14 protein-coding genes are annotated in these 20,174 nt (G+C 64.7%); 11 read left to right on the plus strand and 3 right to left on the minus strand.

The features are described from left to right. Window positions 1-206: hypothetical protein (locus Q368_RS26790; RefSeq protein WP_211249792.1), on the plus strand; the 206-nt coding region annotated here is incomplete at its 5' end. Between the two features lie 450 nt (window positions 207-656). On the opposite strand, the gene Q368_RS0119060 is transcribed toward Q368_RS26790, so the two are convergent. Beyond that, window positions 657-2,081 carry a sigma-54-dependent transcriptional regulator gene (locus tag Q368_RS0119060; RefSeq protein ID WP_029460638.1) on the minus strand — a complete coding sequence of 475 codons (1,425 nt, stop codon included), beginning with the start codon at window positions 2,079-2,081 and terminating at the stop codon, window positions 657-659. 26 nt (window positions 2,082-2,107) lie between these two features. Beyond that, window positions 2,108-4,018 carry an ATP-binding protein gene (locus Q368_RS24135; RefSeq protein ID WP_162179664.1) on the minus strand — a complete coding sequence of 637 codons (1,911 nt, stop codon included), beginning with the start codon at window positions 4,016-4,018 and terminating at the stop codon, window positions 2,108-2,110. A 398-nt stretch (window positions 4,019-4,416) separates the two neighbouring features. Between Q368_RS24135 and Q368_RS0119070 the strand changes: the two genes are divergently transcribed. The 8 genes from Q368_RS0119070 (at window position 4,417) to Q368_RS0119105 (ending at window position 15,419) form a co-directional block, all read left to right on the plus strand. Beyond that, window positions 4,417-6,432 carry a CoB--CoM heterodisulfide reductase iron-sulfur subunit A family protein gene (locus tag Q368_RS0119070; RefSeq protein WP_043786468.1) on the plus strand — a complete coding sequence of 672 codons (2,016 nt, stop codon included), beginning with the start codon at window positions 4,417-4,419 and terminating at the stop codon, window positions 6,430-6,432. 20 nt (window positions 6,433-6,452) lie between these two features. Further along, window positions 6,453-6,875, plus strand: a complete 423-nt coding sequence (locus Q368_RS0119075; protein WP_029460641.1) for a hydrogenase iron-sulfur subunit — start codon at window positions 6,453-6,455, stop codon at window positions 6,873-6,875. 24 nt (window positions 6,876-6,899) lie between these two features. Then, entirely contained in the window at window positions 6,900-8,051 is a 1,152-nt protein-coding gene (locus Q368_RS0119080) for a Coenzyme F420 hydrogenase/dehydrogenase, beta subunit C-terminal domain (RefSeq protein WP_029460642.1), read from the plus strand. A gap of 22 nt (window positions 8,052-8,073) precedes the next feature. Next, window positions 8,074-11,562 (plus strand): FAD-dependent oxidoreductase, encoded by a 3,489-nt coding sequence (locus Q368_RS0119085; protein ID WP_029460643.1) that lies wholly within the window; start codon window positions 8,074-8,076, stop codon window positions 11,560-11,562. Then, window positions 11,559-12,107, plus strand: coding sequence for a 4Fe-4S dicluster domain-containing protein (locus tag Q368_RS0119090; protein ID WP_029460644.1), 549 nt, complete (start codon window positions 11,559-11,561; stop codon window positions 12,105-12,107). Before Q368_RS0119085 ends, Q368_RS0119090 begins: the two co-directional genes overlap by 4 nt. Further along, a complete protein-coding gene (locus Q368_RS0119095) occupies window positions 12,104-12,988 on the plus strand; it encodes a CoB--CoM heterodisulfide reductase iron-sulfur subunit B family protein (protein ID WP_029460645.1) in 885 nt (294 codons plus the stop codon). Before Q368_RS0119090 ends, Q368_RS0119095 begins: the two co-directional genes overlap by 4 nt. A 51-nt stretch (window positions 12,989-13,039) precedes the next feature. Further along, a complete protein-coding gene (locus tag Q368_RS0119100) occupies window positions 13,040-13,963 on the plus strand; it encodes a universal stress protein (protein WP_029460646.1) in 924 nt (307 codons plus the stop codon). Between the two features lie 88 nt (window positions 13,964-14,051). Continuing rightward, the gene (locus Q368_RS0119105; protein ID WP_211249793.1) at window positions 14,052-15,419 is read left to right on the plus strand and encodes a (Fe-S)-binding protein; all 1,368 of its coding nucleotides are present in this window, start codon (window positions 14,052-14,054) and stop codon (window positions 15,417-15,419) included. A 488-nt stretch (window positions 15,420-15,907) separates the two neighbouring features. On the opposite strand, the gene Q368_RS0119110 is transcribed toward Q368_RS0119105, so the two are convergent. Beyond that, window positions 15,908-17,308: an SLC13 family permease gene (locus Q368_RS0119110; protein WP_029460648.1), complete on the minus strand. Its 1,401-nt coding sequence runs from the start codon at window positions 17,306-17,308 to the stop codon at window positions 15,908-15,910. A gap of 239 nt (window positions 17,309-17,547) precedes the next feature. Between Q368_RS0119110 and Q368_RS0119115 the strand changes: the two genes are divergently transcribed. Beyond that, window positions 17,548-18,201: a Crp/Fnr family transcriptional regulator gene (locus tag Q368_RS0119115; protein WP_245611405.1), complete on the plus strand. Its 654-nt coding sequence runs from the start codon at window positions 17,548-17,550 to the stop codon at window positions 18,199-18,201. Window positions 18,202-18,702: 501 nt separating this feature from the next. Continuing rightward, window positions 18,703-20,151 carry an aryl-sulfate sulfotransferase gene (locus Q368_RS0119120; protein WP_029460650.1) on the plus strand — a complete coding sequence of 483 codons (1,449 nt, stop codon included), beginning with the start codon at window positions 18,703-18,705 and terminating at the stop codon, window positions 20,149-20,151. Window positions 20,152-20,174 lie beyond the last annotated feature (23 nt).

Here is a 20,174-nt window from a genome sequence, read left to right on the forward strand (position 1 = left end):
TTCTGCTAGATTTTGGCTTACGGTCGCTCTCTCACACTGGACGCTGGCACGATCTGGTTCAAACCCCCTCGGGGGCGAAGGTGGTGGGACTTGGGCGTATTGGTAGAGAAGGTTTTCCATCCGAGCATACCCTTGGGCATACTTTTGTGGTTGTTTTCGGGCGAAAGTATGCTGTCTGGATGCTCTTGGATGAAACAACCGCTTGAACTACCTGGATTCACTGACCGGATGCTTTTCGGTCCCTCGCCTGCTAAGCGGGTAACGGGGCTTAAACCCTGTTCGAGGGTTCAAATCCCTCCCTCTCCGCCAGGTATTTCGAATCATGAAGAAAAGCCGTCCAAAAATGGGCGGCTTTTCGCTTTTTTCGACATGCGATGCGAATAGCGGCGAGGCCGTCCCCATTGGTGTAGTGCCGCAAATCTTTCTCACAACCGAGTAAGCGGCATCCATGGAGACTTCCGGCTTTCAACGCATTGCCACTCCCAAACGACAAAGCCAACAAAGTTTGTCCAGGTGCCAGTATTGGTACTGATGCCGTTGGGCCTGGGCCTGCTGATAATGTGCCTGCTGCTCGGCGTAGCGGGCGGCTTGCTCCTGCTCGCGTTGGGCGGCGCACTCGTGGTTGCGTTCCTGGACGAGATCGTCGTGACGTCGCCTCAGGCCGGGGCATGGCGCGTCAGTCCATGCTGGCGCAGCAGGGCGTAGAGCCTGGCCCGGGACAGTCCGGACAGGGCCTCGGCCCGCTCCATGCTTTCCCCGGAAATGCGCAACAGCACCTCCAGATACCGTCGGTCGACCCGGGCTAGTTCCTTGGCCCGGAATTCTCGGATGGTGGGGAAATGGTCAGGATCAAGTTCGGGAGGGGCGGGTTGTTCCCGGTCCGCGACTGGGCCATGGCTCACGGGGACGGAACGACGGGCCAACCAGGCCCGGATATGCATCGGCAGATGCCGGGGAAGCAGAGGCGTCCCGGTCTCCGCCGCGGTCAGGGCGCTGTCCAGGGCGCTGAACAGTTCACGCACGTTGCCGGGCCAGCCGTATTCGAAAAGCGCACCCCAGAATTCCGGCGACACCTCCCTGGCCGGCTCGCCTTCCTCGGCGGCCCGCCGCGCCAGCCGGGCGCGGCATAGCGCCTCGATGTCCACCGTACGGCCCCTGAGCGGCGGCAGTTCGATGGTCATGCCCCGCAGCCGGAAGAGCAGATCCTGGCGAAAGGTCCAATCCGCCACCATCCGCTCCAGATCGCGGTTGGTGGCCGCCACCAGCCGAAAATCGCTTCGCACCTCCTCCGTGGCCCCCACCGGGCGGAAGCGGTGTTCCTGCAGCAGGCGCAGGAAAGCCTTTTGCACGGCCAAGGGCAGTTCGCCGATCTCATCGAGAAACAGCGTGCCGCCGTGGGCCTGAAGGATCAACCCCGGATGCTTCTTCTCGGCCGTGGTGAAAGCCCCCTTCTCGTGGCCGAAGAGCATGCTCTCCACAAGCGACTCCGGCAGGGCGGCGCAGTCCACCACCACGAACGGCCCCTCGCAGCGGTTGCTGTTGTCGTGGATGACCCGGGCGAAAAGCTCTTTCCCCGTACCGGTCTCGCCGACGATCAGGACGTTGCCCCCGCTTCTGGCCGCCCTGGCCGCCATGTCCAGGCAGGCTGTGAGCGCCTTGCTCTCGCCGATGATGCCCTCGCGCCGCAGCGACGCCCTGGGCTTGGCCAGGGCCTTGTGGCGGTGATACTCCACGGCCCGGCTTATGGGGAGACGGATATTGTTCAAGGTGCCGGGCTTGGTGATGTAGTCCCAGGCACCGCTTTTGATGGCCAGCTCGGCCCCGTCGGGGTCGCCCTGGCCGGTGAGAATGATGACTTCGGGCGCGTCCGGCGTCTCGCGAACGGCCGGGATGTGCTCCAGGCCATTGCCGTCGGGCAGGACCACGTCCAGCACCACCACGTCGAAACCGCCCCGGGCCAGCTTTTCCAGGCCGGTCTCGAGGCTGTTGGCAGCCTCGCTTTCCCAGCCCAGGCCGGCAATGACGGCCTGAAGGGAGCGGCAGAAGCCGACATCGTCGTCGATGACGAGAATACGGGGCATGGTTGTCTGTCTCCCTGAAAAGGCCCTCAGACCGCGACGGAAAGCGTCTCCCGGATCACCCGGTCCAGTTCGTCGAAACAGAACGGCTTGGCCAGCACGCGCCGGCCGCCGCAGGCCCGCAGCATGTCCTCAGCTAATGCCGCGTCCAGGCTCGAGAGCAGCACCACCGGCAGATCCGGCCGCAACGCCAGCAGCTCCCGGGTTAAAAGGATGCCCTCCTGGCCGGGCCGCAACACATCCACCAGGGCCAGATCGAACCCTTGGGGTGTCAGGGCCATGGTCCTTCCGGCCTCGTCGCGTCCGGCGCATGCCGCAACCGTGTAGCCGAGGCGGGCCAGGGCCATGGTCGTGCAATGGACCATGTCCGCGTCGTCACCCACGAACAGGATGCGGGCCCGTGGCCGGGGCGGCAGATTCCTGGCCGGGGGCGGCGCGCCCGGGGATCCGGCAGCGGCTGGCCCCTTCGGAAACAATACCCGAAACGAGGTTCCGAGCCCGGGATGGCTTTCCACGGTGATGGCTCCACGCATCTGGGACACGATGTGCCGGGCCACGGTCAGTCCCAGGCCCGTGCCCTGGCCCGTACGCTTGGTGCTGAAAAACGGCTCGAAAATCCGCTTCAGGACGTCGCTCGCCATGCCGTGTCCGGTGTCGCTGACGCAAAGACGCAGATAGGCCCCCGGCGGCAGGGACGGCTCCTCGGGCCAGTCGCCCTCCCTGACCACGGCGTCCTCGATGCGCACGGTCAATAGCCCGCCCTCCTGGTCCTTCATCGCCTCGACGGCATTGGCCAGGAGATTCATGACCACCTGATGGACCCGGGTCGGATCGCCTCGAATCTCGCTGCCCCCGGCCTCGACCCGCAGGCGGATGGACAGGTCTGGAGGCAGGCCCGGCCCCAGGAACTTGAGGCATTCCTTGACCAGGGTGCTCAGGCGGAAACGCACGGGCGATTCGCTTTCCACGCTGCGTCCCAGGGAAAGGAGCTGTTCGCCGAGAGCCCGGGCCCGCCCCACGGCCTCGACAATCTCCCGCAGGGACTCGGCCTGGGGATCGCCGGACTCAAGCCGCTCCAGGCACAGTTCGGCATGCAGGATGATCGGCCCGAGAATGTTGCGCAGGTCATGGGCGATGCCGCTGGCGAGGGTGCCGATGACCTCCATCTTCTGGGCGTGGCGCAGCTGTTTTTCGAGACCGCTTACCTCCGTGGAATCGCGCCAGACGAAGGCGTAGCCCTCCACCAGGCCGTGCCTGCCCCAGACCGGGGAGATGGTCTGGTCGCACATGCGTGTCTCCCCGGCCGCATCCACCAGCAGGAACCGGCCGCTCCAGACGTCGCCGCGCTCCAGGGCGGCCGCGCCATGCTCGAATTTGCGGGCCTGTTGCCTGCCCTTGTAAAAAGTCTTGAGCCCGCGTCCCCGGGCCTGCCCCTGGGGCACGCCGGTCATGGCCTCGAAGGCCTGGTTGACGTATTCGATGCGAAAGCGGTCGTCGGTGACGATCACCGCCTCCATGGCCTGCTCGATGGCCGCGGCGAGCTTGTGGCATTGCCTGAAGGCACGCTGTTCCCCGCTGGCGTCGCGCAGGCGCACGGCCACGGCGGTCACGTTCCCGGCCGCGTCCAGAAGCGGCACCAGTCGCGCGTCCGCCACCCTGTCCGGCGAAGCGGCCAGCCGGTAGCGGCGCGAGGTCCGCGACAGCAGCACCTCGGCCACCGCGCCCCGCCAGAACTCCCCGTCGTCGTCCTCGAAGCAGGCGTACAGCGAACCGTACCGGCCGGCCTCGCGGTCGGCCGGCAACCAGCCGGCCAGCCCGGGATCGGCGGCCAGGATGGTTCCGTCGGGAGCCACAATCACCACGTCCTCGGGCTCTGGAGACGCATCGCGGGCCGGCGTGGCTCGGGACGGAAGCGTTGCCGGGTCCGTGGAGGACGCCATATCCTCCGGCGTCGGTTCATCCGCATTTTTTCCCATGATACCCGCCTCGTACCATACTGTCACAGCTTGTCAACGACACTCATGCTGCAAAAATAACGCCGCCGTTGGCAACAAGCTCGCTTCCGTCGGGCGCTTCTCTTCAACCTGTAAAAGGACAGGGAGTTGCCGTCTGTTATGGAGCCACTGTTTCCATTGTAACATTTCGACAAGGCAACGTTCGTCTTGTCCAGGAAGACTTTTCTTCTTGTTCAAGACGCTTCCATGGAGCAATCCCTGTCCAGATACATGGTCCATGGCGGCAGGATTCGCGCATTTTCAATCATCCTGACGCACTGTGCCCCTGGCACGGTTCTTGGTCAGAAGGGGGCACACAACCGGGCAAAAGACAGGGAGGCGACATGGCCAACAGAATCGGGGTCTACGTCTGCCATTGCGGCACCAATATCGCCGGCAAGGTGGACACTGCCGCCGTGGCCGGCTTCGCGGCCGGACTCAAAAACGTGGCCGTGGCCCGGGACTACAAGTTCATGTGCTCCGATCCCGGCCAGGAAACCATCATCCGCGACATCAAGGCGTACCGTTTGAATCGCGTGGTGGTGGCCTCGTGTTCGCCGCGCCTGCACGAAAAGACCTTCCAGAACGCCTGTGCGCGGGCCGGGCTCAACCCCTTCCTCTTCCAGATGACCTGCATCCGGGAGCACTGCTCCTGGGTGGTGGCCGATCCGGCCGAGGCCACGGCCAAGGCCAAGCACCTGGTGGCCGGGGCCGTGGACCGGGTCAACCACCACGAGGAACTCTACTCGCGCACCGAAGCCGTGCATCCCGACGTGCTGGTGGTCGGAGGCGGCATCGCCGGCATCCAGGCCGCCCTCGACATCGCCAAATCCGGGCACAGGGTCCATCTGGTGGAACGGGAGCCCTCCATCGGCGGGCACATGGCCCAGTTCGACAAGACCTTCCCGACGCTCGACTGCGCCGCCTGCATCTCCACGCCCAAGATGGTGGCCGTGTCCCAGGACCCGAACATCCATCTCATGACCTACGCCGAGGTGGCCGAGGTCTCGGGGTTCGTCGGCAACTTCACGGTCACCGTGCGCAGAAAGCCTCGCTATATCGACGAGACCAAGTGCACGGGCTGCGGGCTGTGCCTGGAGAAGTGCCCGACCAAGGTTCCGAGCGAATTCGAGGAAGGCATCGGCATGCGCCGGGCCATCTACCGCAATTCCCCCCAAAGTGTGCCCAACAAGCCCGTCATCGACACCGAGCATTGCCTCTACTTCCGCAAGGGCAAGTGCCGGGTGTGCGAAAAGAACTGTCCGTCCGGGGCCATCGATTTCGCCCAGACAGAAAGCCTGCTCAGTCTCGAGGTAGGCACCATCGTCATGGCCACCGGCTTTGCCGCCTTCGACCCCACGCCGCTTGGCCAGTACGGTTTCGGCCGCTACCCCGAGGTGTACACGGCCCTGCAGTTCGAACGCTTAAATAACGCCGTGGGTCCCACGGGCGGCAAGATCGTCATGAAAAACGGCAAACCGCCCGCATCCGTGGCCATCATCCACTGCGTGGGCAGCCGCGACGCCGCCCACCACCCCTACTGCTCGCGCGTGTGCTGCATGTACGCGCTCAAATACGACCACCTGATCAAGGACAAGCTCGGCCACGACACCCGGGTCTACAACTTCTACATCGACATGCGCTGCTTCGGAAAGGGCTACGAGGAATTCTACGAACGGGTGCAAAAGGAAGGCGTGACCTTCATTCGGGGCCGGCCGGCCCTGGTCACGGACGAGGCGCTCTCCCCGGAAGAGGAAGGCAAGCTCGTCGTGGTCGGCGAGGACACCCTGCTTGGCCGCACGTTGCGCCTGCCCGTGGACATGGTGGTCCTGTGCACGGCCATGGAGCCGCGGTCCGACGCGGCCGAGGTGGCCCGGATCTTCGGCATAAGCCAGGGCCTCGACATGTTCTTCCTGGAAGAGCACCCCAAGCTCGGGCCGGTCTCCACGGCCACGGACGGCGTGTTCCTGGCCGGCGCCTGCCAGGGCCCCAAGGACATCCCGGACACCGTGTCCCATGCCTCGGGCGCGGCCTGCCAGGCCCTGGCCCTGGCGAGCCGGGGCCAGGTGACCATTTCGCCCACGGTCAGCCACATCAATCCGGACGTGTGCATCGGCTGCGGCATCTGCATCAAGCTGTGCGCCTACGGGGCCATCGAGTTCGACCAGCGCCTGGGCGTGGCCGTGGTCAACGAGGCCATGTGCAAGGGCTGCGGGGCCTGCGCCGGACATTGTCCGTCCGGGGCGGCGCAAGTGCGCCATTTCAACCAGCGGGAACTTTTCGCCGAGATCGACGGCCTGATCGAGCCCCTGCCCGTACTCGCCGCCGTCCTGGACGAGGAAACCAAGGCTCCGGCCTGATGCCGCCAAGGGAGGACGTGATGGACGACTTCGAACCCACCATAGTGGCCTTTGTCTGCAACTGGTGCACGTATACCGCCGCCGACCTGGCCGGCACCTCGCGCATGGTCCAGTCCCCGAACGTGCGGCTCGTGCGCATGATGTGCACGGGCATGGTCGACCCCAAGTACGTGATCAAGGCGCTTCTCTCCGGGGCCGACGCGGTGCTCATAAGCGGTTGCCATCCCGGCGACTGCCACTACATCAACGGCAATTACAAGGCCCGGCGGCGCGTGAAGTTGCTCAAAGAGATACTGCCGCGCCTGGGCATCGAGGAGGAGCGGCTGCTGCTCACCTGGGTCGGGGCCAGCGAGGGGGGCGAATTCGCGGCCACGGTCAATGGGCTGGTGGCCCGGATCAAGGAACTGGGGCCCATCGAGGCCAGGCGTACCCTGGTTGTGTGACCGGACATTCGCGGAGGGCAGACCATGTCTACCACCATGAAGATCGAAGTGCCGGGCGAAGGCCCGACGGCCGCCCTGCGGGGCGTTTTGGCCAAGCTGCTGGCCATCCCGGACGTGGCCGCCATCTTCAGCCTGCGTCATACTCCGGGCGGCGCAGCCATGCCGGCGCTCATCACCGACCCGGACCTCCTGGCCGACGCCGATCCCCTGGCCCCGGCCTTTCCCGTCAATGCCGCCACGATCCTGGCCAGGCTCACCCGGGGCGGCACCGATGGCATCATCGCGGCGGTACTGCGTCCCTGCGAGATCAGGGCTTTCGTGGAACTGGTCAAACTCAACCAGGGCAACCTGGAAAACGTGCTGCTTTTGGGCATGGATTGTCCGGGGGCCTTCGGCAACGCGGACTACCGGGAATTCGCGATCCGGCATGGGACCAGGGAGGTCGCCCGGACGTTTCTGCGCCGCATGCTCTCCGGCGAGCCCACCGACGACGACGGCCCGGATGTGGCCCGGGCCTGCCGGGTGTGCGAACACCCCGTGGCGGCCCCCGCCGACGGCACCATCGGGCTTTTCGGCAACGACCCGGAAAAGGTCATGCTCGTCGTCCCCCAGACCGCCAAGGGCCTGGGGCTCCTGCGCCGTCTGGACCTGCCCGCGGCCGAGGAGGCGCTTGCGGCCAACCGCGACGCGGCCCTGGCAAGCTGCGTCGCGGAGCGGGTGCTCCGGCGCGACGCCATGTTCGCCGAGACGGGCGCGGCCGTGGCCGGACTGGAGAAGCTCGGCGCGTACCTTGCCGGCTGCGTCAACTGCTACAACTGCCGGGTGGCCTGCCCGGTCTGCTACTGCCGGGAATGCGTCTTCGTCACCGACGTCTTCGACCACTCCCCCTGGGAATACCTGAATTGGGCCAGGCGCAAGGGCGTGCTCAAGCTCCCGGCGGACACGCTTTTTTACCACATGACGCGGCTGGCCCACATGAGTCTCGCCTGCGTGGGCTGCGGCCAGTGTTCCAACGCCTGCCCGAGCGGGGTGCCGGTGATGGAGCTTTTCCGCACCGTGGCGGCCGGCGCCCAGGCGGCCTTCGGCTACGAGGCCGGGCGCAGCCCCGAGGAAGCGCCGCCGTTGTCGCTCTTCCAGGAGCGGGAGTTCGCCGAAGTCACGGCGGGCGCGGAGTAAACGCGGGCAAAAGGAGCGGATCATGAAGCGCACGTGCGACGTCCTGGTCGTCGGGGCCGGCATCGGCGGCATTCGGGCCGCCCTGGACCTGGCCGAGGCCGGTCACACCGTGACCGTCATCGACAAGCGGCCCCATATCGGCGGCATCCTCACGCGTCTCGACCACCAGTTCCCGTCCGACCACTGCGGCATGTGCAAGATGCTGCCCCTGACCGAACGCGAGGCATCGAGCGAATTCTGTCTGCGCAAGGGGCTGTTCCACAAGAACATCCAAATACTGCTCTCCTCGGAGTTGACGGCTCTCGAAGGCGAACCGGGCGCGTTCACGGCCGTGGTCAACCGCCGGTCGTCGTTCGTGGACGCCGGCAAGTGCGTGGGCTGCGGGGCCTGCGCCAGCGTGTGCCCGGCTTCGGTGCCAAACGAATTCAATGCGGGACTCACCAGCCGGGGAGCGGTGTACCTGCCTGTGCCCCATGCCATTCCCAACCATTACGTGGTGGACCTCGACGCTTGCCAGCGCTGCTGGCAGTGCTACGAGGCCTGCCCCACCGGAGCCATCGACTTCAAGCTTGGGGAGCGCGAGCGCCACGGCATCCTGGTGGTCGATCCCGATGCCGAGGCGGCCGGCCGCTACGGCTCCTGGCTCGGCGCGCTCAAGTTTCCGGTCCTGTCCGCCGCCACCGGCGACAAGGCGCTGACCATCCTGGCCTCGGACGCGCCCGTGCGCATCATGCTGCTCTCCACCGTCCTTTCCGACATGGAACCGGCCCGCGTGCTGACCCGGGCCCTGGAGCTGCGGCCAGACCTGGCCGTGTTCGTTCCCGGCGATCCCGAAGCGGCCGACGCCGCCCGGGAGCTTCTGCGCCTCGGCGCACGGGCCGCCATGCCCCATCCCCTTTCCCACAAGACCTTCGTGCCCTGGATCGACAAGCAGTTCATGCGCCTGGCCTCGGATGCCACCGTGACCCTGGACGTGGCCGCCGTTATCCTGGCCGGCGGCTTCGACTGCTACGATCCCGGCGCGGACGCGCCGGTGCTGGGTTACGGCGTACTGCCCGGGGTGGTCACCTCGGTGGAGTTCGAGCGCCTGCTTTCGGGCACCGGCCCGACCGGTGGCAGGCTGTTGCGTCCGGGCGACGGCAGGCCCGTGCGCGACATCGCCTGGCTGCAGTGCGTGGGTTCGCGCGATCTGCGCAAGAACGCCGATTTCTGTTCGTCTTTTTGCTGCATGGCCTCCATCAAGGAAGCCGTCCTGGCCAGGCGGGCCACGGGAGGAGAAATCCGGGCCACCATCTTCGCCATGGACGTGCGGACCTTCGGCCGGGATTTCGAGCGCTACCGCCAGGAGGCCGAGACCACCCACGGCGTGCGCTTCGTGCACGGCCGGCTCCATACCACCCTGCCCGATCCCTCGGGCGACGGCCGGCTGCGCCTGTCCTACATCGACGAGACCGGCGCGCTCCACGAGGAGGCCTTCGACATGCTGGTCCTGGCCGTGGGAGCCCGCCCGCCCGCCGGCATGGAAAAGCTCGCCCAGGCGGCCGGGGTGGACACCAACGCCTTCGGCTTTTGCGCCACGCCGCCCTTTGACGCCAACAGGACCAGCCGCCTGGGCGTCTTCGCCGCCGGTGCCATGGGCGGCCCGCGGGACATCGCCGAGTCGGTCATCCAGGCCGGCGCGGCGGCCCTGGGCGCGTCCCGGATCATCCAGCGCTTCGCCTCCATCCGGCAGCGCGAACCCGAACCCAGGCCGGTCTACCGGGACGTGTCCCGGGAAGCGCCCAGGATCCTCGTCACTCTGTGCGAGTCCTGCCCCACCCTGGAGCGGTCCGTGGATGTGGAGCGGGTGTGCCGGACCCTGGCCGAGGCCCCTGGCGTCTGCCGGGTCGCACGCGTGCCCCGGGCCTGCACCAAGGAAGGCTGGGCGGCCATCAGCGACGCCAGCGCCGAGCTTAGGCCCAACCGCATCCTCATCGGGGCCTGCATGCCCTACGCCTACGTGCCGAAACTGCGGGAACTGGGGACGGCCCTGGGACTGCGGCCCACGCTCATGGACGTCGTGGACATCCACACCCCGACGTTTTCGGTCGCCAAGGACGGGGCCTGCGGGACCGAGCCCGCCGTGGAACAGGAGATCGCGGCCCGGCTCGGCATGGCCGCGGCCAAGCTGCTCGGGGCCGACCCCACGCCGCTGCCGCGGCCGCTGGCCGTGACCCCGGCCGCCCTGGTGGTCGGCGGGGGACTGGCCGGCATGTCTGCAGCGCTCGGCATTGCCGACCACGACTACAAGGTCACGCTGGTGGAAGAGACGGCGGAACTCGGGGGGCTGGCCAGGCACGTGCGCCTGACCCTTGGCGGCGGCGATCCGGTCCGCTTCCTGGAGGGGCTCATCGACCGGGTGCGCCGTCATCCCAACATCCGGGTCATGACCGAGGCCCGGGTGTCCCTGTTCACGGGCAAGGCCGGCCGTTTTTTGAGCATCGTCTCCACCGACGAGGGCGGCGTGCCGGTGGAGCATGGCGTGACCATCCTGGCCACGGGCGGCCGTCGGGCCAAGGTCTACGACTTCGGCTTTCTCACCCGCAAGACCGTGACCACCCACCAGGATCTGGAACGCATGCTCACCAGCGGCGAACTGGACACGGCCACTCTCGGCAGCGTGGCCATGATCCAGTGCTTCCGCTCCCGGGACGAAAACCGGCGCTACTGTTCGCGCGTGTGCTGCGCCGGGGCGCTCAAGAACATCCTGTACCTCAAAAACAAGCACCCCGACCTGCCCATCTACGTCTTCTACCGCGACATCATGAGCTACGGCTTCGCCGAGCAGTACTACACCAAGGCAAGACGGGCCGGGGCGGTGTTCATCCGCTACGATCCGACCCACAAGCCGCAAGTCCGCTTCGACGAGGCGGGCAAGCCCGTCATCACCGGCTACGACCCGGTGCTGCGCCGCGCGGTCGAGGTCCACGCCGACCTGCTCTCGCTCTCCGACGGCATCGAGCCTGGGGACACGGCGGAACTGCGCGAAGTCTTCGGCGTGCCTGTCGGGCCGGACGGCTTCTTCCAGGAGGCCGAATCCAAGTGGCGGCCCGTGGACTTCCTGCGCTCGGGCATCTTCGTGTGCGGTGTGGCCCGGGCCCCGGGCAGCATGGACGAGACGGTCTGCTCGGCCAAGGCGGCGGCCAGGCGCGCCTTGCGGGTGCTTGGCGACAAGCATCTGGCCCCGGGCCATGTGGTGGCCTCGGTGCGCCACAGCCTGTGCACGCGCTGCGGCAAGTGCCTGGATGTGTGTCCTTACGGAGCCAGGACGCTCGATGCCGAGCACGACCGCATCGTGGTGGATGACATCCTGTGCCAGGGCTGCGGCTCGTGCGCCTCGGCCTGTCCCAACAGCGCCAGCTTCATCCGGGGCTTTTCCGACCGCCAGGTCCTTTCCGTCATCGACGCGGCCCTGGCCGCCCCGGGCCGGTTCGCGCCCGTCCCGTCAACGGATGTGAAGGAGACCCTATGAACGCCATCCCCACCGAAGCCGGCCCCGAACTGGAAGCCGTCCGGGACATGGTGCGTTCCTGCATGCAGTGCGGCACCTGCACCGCCTCCTGTCCCAACGCCGCCGCCATGGACGTCTCGCCCCGGCGGTTGTGGCGGCTCCTTTTGACCGGGCACGCGGACGAGGCCCTGGCCAGCCGCAGCTTCTGGCTGTGCTCCTCCTGCTACGCCTGCACGCTGCGCTGTCCGCGCGGGCTGCCGCTGACCGAGGCCATGGCGGCGCTCAAGCGTCTGGCCAGCCGGCACGACCCGGCCGCGGCCAGGGAGGGGGCGGCCTTTTACGGGACGTTCATGGACAATGTCCGGCGCAATGGCCGGGTGCAGGAGACGGATTTCATGGGCCGGTATTTCTGGGCCATGAAAAATCCGCTTTTGCCCCTGACCTTCGCGCCGCTTGGCCTGCGGCTTTTGGCCAAGGGCAAGCTCCACCGGCCCGCGACCGAACAGCGGGGCAGGCTTGGCCCCATGTTCGCCACGGCCGCCAAGGACGAGGGGGACCGGTCATGAAGTACGCCTACTACCCCGGCTGCTCGCTCATGGAGAGCGCCGTCGAATTCGACCAGGCGACAAGGGCCATGCTCGACCGTCTGGAGGTGGAAATCGAGGAGATACCGGACTGGACCTGCTGCGGGGCCAGCGCCGTGGAATCGGTCAGTCAGCCCCTGGGCCGCGCCCTGCCGGCCAGGAACCTGGCCCTGGCCGAGCGGCATCTGCCGGGCCTGGACATCCTCATGCCCTGCGCCGCCTGCTACCTCAACCATCTCAAGCTGACGCGCCAGGCAACCGGTCCCGTCATCCGCGAGGTCAACCGCCTCCTGGCCGACGAGGAACTGGCTTACACCAGCAAGGGCGGCCGGGTGCGCCACCTGCTCGACGTACTTGCGCGCGACGTCGGCCCGGAAGCCATCAAGGCCAGGGTCGCGCGGGAACTCGCCGGCCTCGTCGTCGCGCCCTATTACGGCTGCCAGGTGCTGCGCCCCTATCCCGTCTTCGACGACCCCGAACATCCCCGGTCCATGGAGCCGATCATCGAGGCCATCGGGGCCGCGGTCCATCCCTGGCGCCGTGGGAACGCCTGTTGCGGGGCGTCGCTTATGGCCACGCACAAGGACGCGGCCCTGGCCTCCGTGGCGGCCATCCTCAGGGCGGCCGCCGGCGCGGACGTCATCGTCACGGTGTGCTCCATGTGCCAGATGAACCTGGACGCCTACCAGGCCCAGGCCCTGGGACACGGCGCGGCCGCCGTGACCGTCCTCTATCTGCCCCAGCTGGTCGGACTGGCTCTGGGGCTTTCCCCACGGGAGGTGCTCATGGAGAAAAACCTGGCCATTACCCCTGTGTTTACGTCCAAGCTGGAACAAACCGGGGCTGCCCGGGCCGTCTCCTGAGTCGCACCAACCGGTCCGGCGCCTTAAAACCGCATCCTCCAAGGAGGCGTTATGTTCAAGGACATCGTGCTGGCCGTCACGCCATCGGCCATCTGTGACAATGCCGCGGAAAAGGCCTTTACCTTCGCCAAGCTTTTCGACGCCAAGCTCTACCTCGCCCATGTGTGCGGCCTGGAGCAGGGCTGGGGCGAAATTGAATACCTTGAATCCTCCGGGGCCACGGCGCGCATCAAGGAGAATATCGAGGTCTTCTACAAGGACCGTATCGCCGGCGTGCCGCATTGCGAAATCATCGTGCGGGCGGGCATCCCGCACAATGAGATCCTGCGCCTGGCCAGGCAGAAGAATGCCGACCTGATCATCATGGGCCCCCACACCAAGGAGTACACCGAAAAGCGCTCCCGCATGTGGGGCATGGCTGGCAGCACACTGGAGCGCGTCAGCCAGCGCGCTTCCTGCCCGATCATGATCGTCACCAACCAGGCGCCGGCCGCACAGCGGTTCGGCCACCTGATCGCGGCCACGGACTTCTCCGAACAGGCGGAATGCGCCGTGTCCTACGCCGGACAGATGGCCCGGCATTACCGGGCCTCGCTGACGGTCTTCCATGTCCTGGACAAGGGGGACCTTGATGCCGCGGCGCTGCAGGCGGCCCAGGCGGACACGGTGGCCAGGCTGCGGGAAATCTACGAACCCCGCCTGGCCGGCATCGCCAACCACGACTTCCAGTGCCTCGTCGGGGACCCGGCCATGGAAATCCTGGGAATGTCCCAGCGGAGCAAGACCGATCTCATCATCATGGCCCACCATTCCAAGGAGAAGGATCCGGAGCAGGCCTTTTTGGGTTCCACCGTGACCAAGGTGGCGCTCAATGCCGCCTGTCCGACCATGAGCGTGAACAAGCACTTCGATCTGCGCTGCGGCCTGATGTACGACCAGACCGGCCAGGTTGTGCCGGCCGAGGCCATGGCCTGATCGTGTCGGCCGCCTTTCGCGGACGGGGACCGGGCGCGCGCCGCATAAGGAGCCGCGCCCGCCCCCGCCGCCAACACGGGAGCAGAGCATGGACACGCAAACCATCACCGCCACGTCGCCCCCGCCCCTCGTTCTCGACGCGAACACCCGGGGACGGCTCAAGGGCCAGCCTTTGCGGCTCTTGCCGGAAAACCTCAACTTGCAGGCCTGCATGACCTGCGGGGCCTGCGTCAACGGCTGTCCGGCCACGGGCACGCCCGGTCTTGGCGACCTCGACGTGCGCAAGATCTTGCGCATGCTGGTCCTTGGGCTGGTGGACGAGGCGGCGGCCACGGATTTTCCCTGGTTGTGCACGGGCTGCGGCCGCTGTTCCCTTGTCTGTCCCATGGGTCTGGACATCGTGCCGGTCATGGCCGAGCTCAAGCACATGCGCCCTCGGGACAAGGTGCCGGGCATCCTGCACAAGGGCGTGGAACGGGTGCTGCGTTCGGGCAACAACATGGAGATCGCCCAGTCCGAGTACCTCGCCACCCTGCTCGACGTGGGCAACGACCTGGCCGATGAGGAGTGCCCTGGGTTTTATGTGCCTGTGGACAAAAAGGACGCGGACATCCTCTTTTTTCCCAATTCCAAGGAGGTCTATGGCGACTTCGAGGACATGAAATGGTGGTGGAAGGTCTTCTACGCCGCCCGTACCAACTGGACCGTGCCGTCTCGCAACTGGGAAGCCGTTGACTGGGGGCTTTTTTCCGGAAACTTCGAGGCCACGGCCACACTGGCCCGGCGCAAGATGGAGCTCATGCGGGAACTGCACGTGGGCCGCATGATCATGCCGGACTGCGGCGGTGGCTCCTATGGCTGCCGGTCGGGCATGAAGATGTGTGCCATGGAGGACCCTGCCGAACAGGTGGATTTCATCTACCTCTACGACTATCTCATGGAAGTGATCACCCAAGGGCGCATCGAGCTTGACAAAAGCGTCAACGCCGGCAAGCGCTTTACCTGGCACGACTCGTGCAAACATGGGCGCGAACTGGAAAAGCACTTCGGCAAGGCCTACTACGAGGAACCGCGTTACATCATTCAGCAATGCGTGGACGATTTTGCGGACATGATTCCCAACCGCGTGAACAACTACTGCTGCGGGGCTGGCGGCGGCAACTGGCCCATGCCCTTCGAGGCCCAGTCGGCCTACCACGGCCGGCTCAAGTACGACCAGATCCGCCGCACCGGGGCCGACGTGGTGGTGGTGGGCTGCTCCAACTGCCGCGACCAGATGATGAAGCGGCTGCCGCGCTACTACAAGGACTACAAGTACGAGGTGAAATACATCTGGCAGCTTGTGGCCGAGAGTCTTGTCCTCAAGCCGTATTCCGGAGAGGAACTGGCCAGGGCCGAAGCCGAGGCTGCAGCCCAATGGGAGGCTTTGGGCGTTTCGGCCGAAGAGGTGTCCTAGTCTTACTGTGCCATGAAGTATTGCGTGCGGCTTTCACTCCCGGCCGCGACATGGGCATCGTGGCAGGTGTTGCGCGATGGCCATTGCAATACGCAACAGGAAAGTCGGAATCGAATCCGGCACTGGCCGTTGTGGTCGCACGGCTTCATCGACTGGAAACCTCATGAAAAATGCTTCGCCCAAAGCCCAGGCGTGCGGCCAATGCCGTTGGCAACCCGGCCAAGGCCGAACAATGACGTGGCCTTCAATCTAAAAAGCGGTCCTCAAGGTTCCCTGCTGAGCAGACGTGCCTCTTTTGGCTGGCAAATGCCACCAACGGGGGGCGATAGCTTCCTGGGCCCGGAGAAAAGCAGCAATGGCAGTCGCCGCGCACCCCTGAAAACGGGACGATAGCATTTTGCGAGAATTGCGCAGTGGTCTCTTATTGAAAGAAAAGGCCCCGACATTTTATATCGGGGCCAAATATTCAGCATCCTCCGGGAATCAATCTACATAAGTATAATGTTCCAATACGGCATGGCGACAAGGGCAATAAAACAGCCGGCAAGCACCATACGTACTGCAAGAACTTTGAACATGTCCTTGAAAAGGATGTAGCCCGAGCTGAAGAAATACAGAAGCACCGCGTATTCATAAGGGAAAATATAATTGTCGAGACCGTACTGAAAGGCGAAATACAACGCACGGGAATCGACGTGCATTTGTTTGCCCAGCTCCGCGAGGGGCGAAGTCATGGTAGTGGTGGCAGCCAGGGGCGTCAGCAGGAAGTTGGCGGCCGCGCCCAGGACGTAGGCGGCGAGACCGGCCATATTGTCGCTGAGGTTCTGGAGGTAGGGCAGCGTGACCGAGGCGATCCAATCTGTCACCTTGAGCGCCCCGCCGGCGCTGCCGATGGCCATGCAGCCCATGATGAAAAACAGCGGCGCAAAATTGATCTTGGAAAAGCGCTGGCCGTCCATAAGCTTCACACCGGGCAGAAACGTGGCAAACGTGATCACGATGAGCACGATGCCCGCGCTGATGCCGTGCAACTTGTCCGTGGCGAGCAAAAACAGCGTGGCAAGCATCAGGTAGCCCGCACGCTTTTGTTCGGGCGAGGCAGGGCCGATCTCCCGGCATTTGGCAAGAAGGTTGGTCTTCATGGTCGCCTTATTCGTCTTCGAAGGCAGCAGAAGGACCACCAAACCCACGGACATTATCGTATACAGCATGCCGGGAGGGAAGTTGTACATGGCATATTCCAGCCATGTCGTCTTGATGCCCAGTACCTTGTCGACGAGGGCCATGCCCAGGACGAGGTCGGCACCTCCGGTAAGATAGCATAATTTCGTCGACGTGACGGTCAGCAGACAGGCCAGCATGACGGCCGTCGCTTCCCGGCTCTTGGGGTTGAACTCCAGTGCGTCGCACAGGCTCACGCCGAGGGCGCAGATGATGGCGGCCTTGCCCATGATGGAGGGAACGAGCGGGGCGATGATCGCACCGGCGATGCATATCCCGAAGAGCGTTCCCGTAAAACTGCCTCCCATGGCCCTGACGCAGACGAGCCCGATACGCTTTCCCAGTCCCGTATCATGGAAGATCTTGCCCAACGTGAAACCGCCAATCACAATGATCGGCACGTCGCCGAGCCAGGGTCCGAAAACGACCCGCTGCTGCACGCCACAGAAAACAATATAAAATATCGGGAGAACAATACCGACTGCCACTTGATCGATTACATCCATCGACCAGACAGATACTGCCCAAACCGTAAAGGCCATGAACAAGGCCATGTGGACGGTCACGATGCCCTTCCCCACAGGCATGGCGAAATAGGCAAGTAATGGCAATAGTAAACTCAAGCCCCACTTGCACAGTGAAGCCTTATAAAAACCTGGTGACGGCATAGCCAGTCCTCCTCCTGGAATTGTGCTTGAGGCTTGACTGGAGAATAGGGGAGAGGCACAATATCTGCTGTAACGATTGCTACATTTTTCACAAATAATTTCTTGCATCCCTTCCAAAATGAGGAAATGTTCGCCGAAACATTGCTCGCGTCCCTGCCAAGAGCACCCGCAGTAGGGAGACGATCCCCATGAAGAAAGGGAAATATTGCCTTCTCGAAGAAAACAAGTCCCTAGAATTCGTGAAGATACCTTCTGTCGCCGGAGCCTGGAGACAGGTGTTGCACTACGGGAAGCGCTGCCGCTTCCCCAAAGGCGCGGAAATCCTGCCGGGCGGCGTCACCGGGGAACACCTCTTTTTCATCGACCAGGGCGAGGTGCGCCTGCAGCGCTTTACGCGCGACGGGCGCGAAAAATTGCTGCTGTCCCTGCACCCCGGGGCCATCGTCGGGGAAACGCCTTTTTTTGACGAAGTACCCTCATGCAGCACCATTGTCGCGGCAACGGACTGTGTTCTTTATTCTTTTTCGAAAGATTGCGTCGTCGGCGAACTCATCCCCCGCTATCCGGCTTTGGCCATGGCCCTGCTGCAGACCCTCGCCGCCAAAGTCAGGGTGCTGTGCAACCAGTCCGTACGCCTGAGCCTGGACGACCTGCCGTCGCGCATTTGCACCTTCCTGCACCTGCGCGCCCACATGCTGGAGGACGGCAGCATGGCGGCGCGTGTCTCGCCCGGACTCAACCAGCAGGAACTGGCCAACCTCCTCGGCGTGCACCGGGTGACGCTCAACAAGGCCCTGCGGGAACTGGAGCGTGAATCCATCCTCGGTCCCTATACCCGGGACGAAGTGTACATTCTCGACGACACACGCTTCCGGGAACTTATCCTGAAATAATGCCGCCCCTGCCGCGCCCGCGCCGCTGGCATTGCCCCGACGCCGGTCGTCCGGGCGCGCTCCGGGGACGCGACGTCTGCCATCCCTCGTCTCCCTGACCAGCACCATTCCCCGAACAAGCGGTGTGCTGGCCACGTGCCCCCACTTGCCGCATTGAGGCCCAGCCGGCGCGTCCTGTCCGCCGGGTGTTGCTAGCGCATTGCGCACAGCGCGCCAACCACCCGGGTCTCGGTCCCCCTGCGGCCAGCGGGAAATGGCCGTTCTTGCGTACCGCGCACCCCTTCGTGTCTTGCCTTGCCCGGCCCGCTTTCGATGCTAGCCTGCATCATCCCGTATTTATTCCTGAAAATATGATTGTCGCAAAAAAAATGCGTTCTTTGCGAAAGTTGTAACAAGTGCAACAGCGGGACGTTGCCCTGCCTGCTAAATGCTTATGCCAGCTTGAGGCCAAACTGGAAAAGCAGCTCATATCAATCCTCAAAACGCACAAAGGAGCCCGCCATGGGACACCCCACAATCTATCCGACCGGGGTAACCGTATATGATCCTGAAAGATGCTGGAATGGCTTCACCATTTACCAGGCGCAAGAAGTCGGCGCCGTGCTCATGGACATGAACGGGCGTGAAGTCAACGTCTGGAAAGGTGTCCTCGGCATGCCCAACAAGATATTCCCGGGTGGCTACCTGGTGACCAGCCGCGGCCGGCGCGACGGCAAATACAGTGTGCAGGACGGCCTGGACGTGGTGCAGGTCGACTGGGAAGGCAACATCGTCTGGAAGTTCGACCGCAACGAGTACATCGAGGACCCGGGCACGGAGCCCCGCTGGATGGCTCGCTACCATCACGACTTCCAGCGCGAAGGCAATCCCGTGGGCTACTACGCTCCGGGCATGGAGCCCAAGTCCACCTCCGGCAACACCCTGATCCTGGCCCACCGCAACGCCCGCAATTCCAAGATCTCCGACAAGCAGCTCCTCGACGACCTCATCGTCGAGGTCGACTGGGACGGCGACATCGTCTGGGAATGGAACTGCCACGAGCATTTCGAAGAAATGGGTTTTCGCGAGGGTCCCAAGAACACCCTGTGCCGCAACCCCAACTACCGTCCCACCCAGCCCGAGGGCATGGGCGACTGGATCCATATCAACTCCATGTCCGTACTCGGCCCCAACAAGTGGTTCGACGCCGGGGACGAGCGCTTCCACCCCGACAACATCATCGTGGACGGCCGCGAAGCCAATATCATCTTCGTCATCAGCAAAAAGACCGGCAAGATCACCTGGAAGCTCGGCCCGGACTACGACGACAGCCCCGAGGCCAAGGCCATCGGCTGGATCATCGGCCAGCACCACGCCCACATGATTCCCCATTCCCTGCCGGGCGGCGGCAACATCCTGGTTTTCGACAACGGCGGATGGGGCGGCTACGACGTGCCCAACCCCGGCGCGCCCACGGGCGTCAAGGCGGCGCTTCGCGACTATTCCCGCGTGCTCGAAATCGATCCCGTGGCCATGAAGATCGTGTGGCAGTACACCCCGGCCGAAGCGGGCTTCCTGGCCCCCATGGACAGCAATCGCTTCTACAGCCCGTTCATCAGCGGCATGCAGCGCCTGGAAAACGGCAACACCCTCATCACCGAGGGCTCCGACGGCCGTGTCTTCGAAGTGACCCCGGACCACAAGATCGTCTGGGAATTCGTTTCCCCCTACAAGGGCAAGTTCATCCCCATGAACATGACCTACCGCGCCTACCGCGTGCCCTACACCTGGGTGCCCCAGGCGCAAAAGCCCGTGGAAACCCCCATCGCGCCCCTGGAAGTTTCCGCCTTCCGCGTGCCCGGCGCCGCCGCCCTGGGCGAGCGCGCCAAGGAAGTGTCCGTGGCCGGATGCGCCCCCTACGCCGGCAGCAACGCCCTGTGCGTGGCCTCCGTGGAAGACGGCGAAAAATAACGAACCACCGGGGCGGGGAACGT

Source organism: Solidesulfovibrio alcoholivorans DSM 5433, assembly GCF_000702665.1.
Classification (GTDB): Bacteria; Desulfobacterota; Desulfovibrionia; order Desulfovibrionales; family Desulfovibrionaceae; genus Solidesulfovibrio; species Solidesulfovibrio alcoholivorans.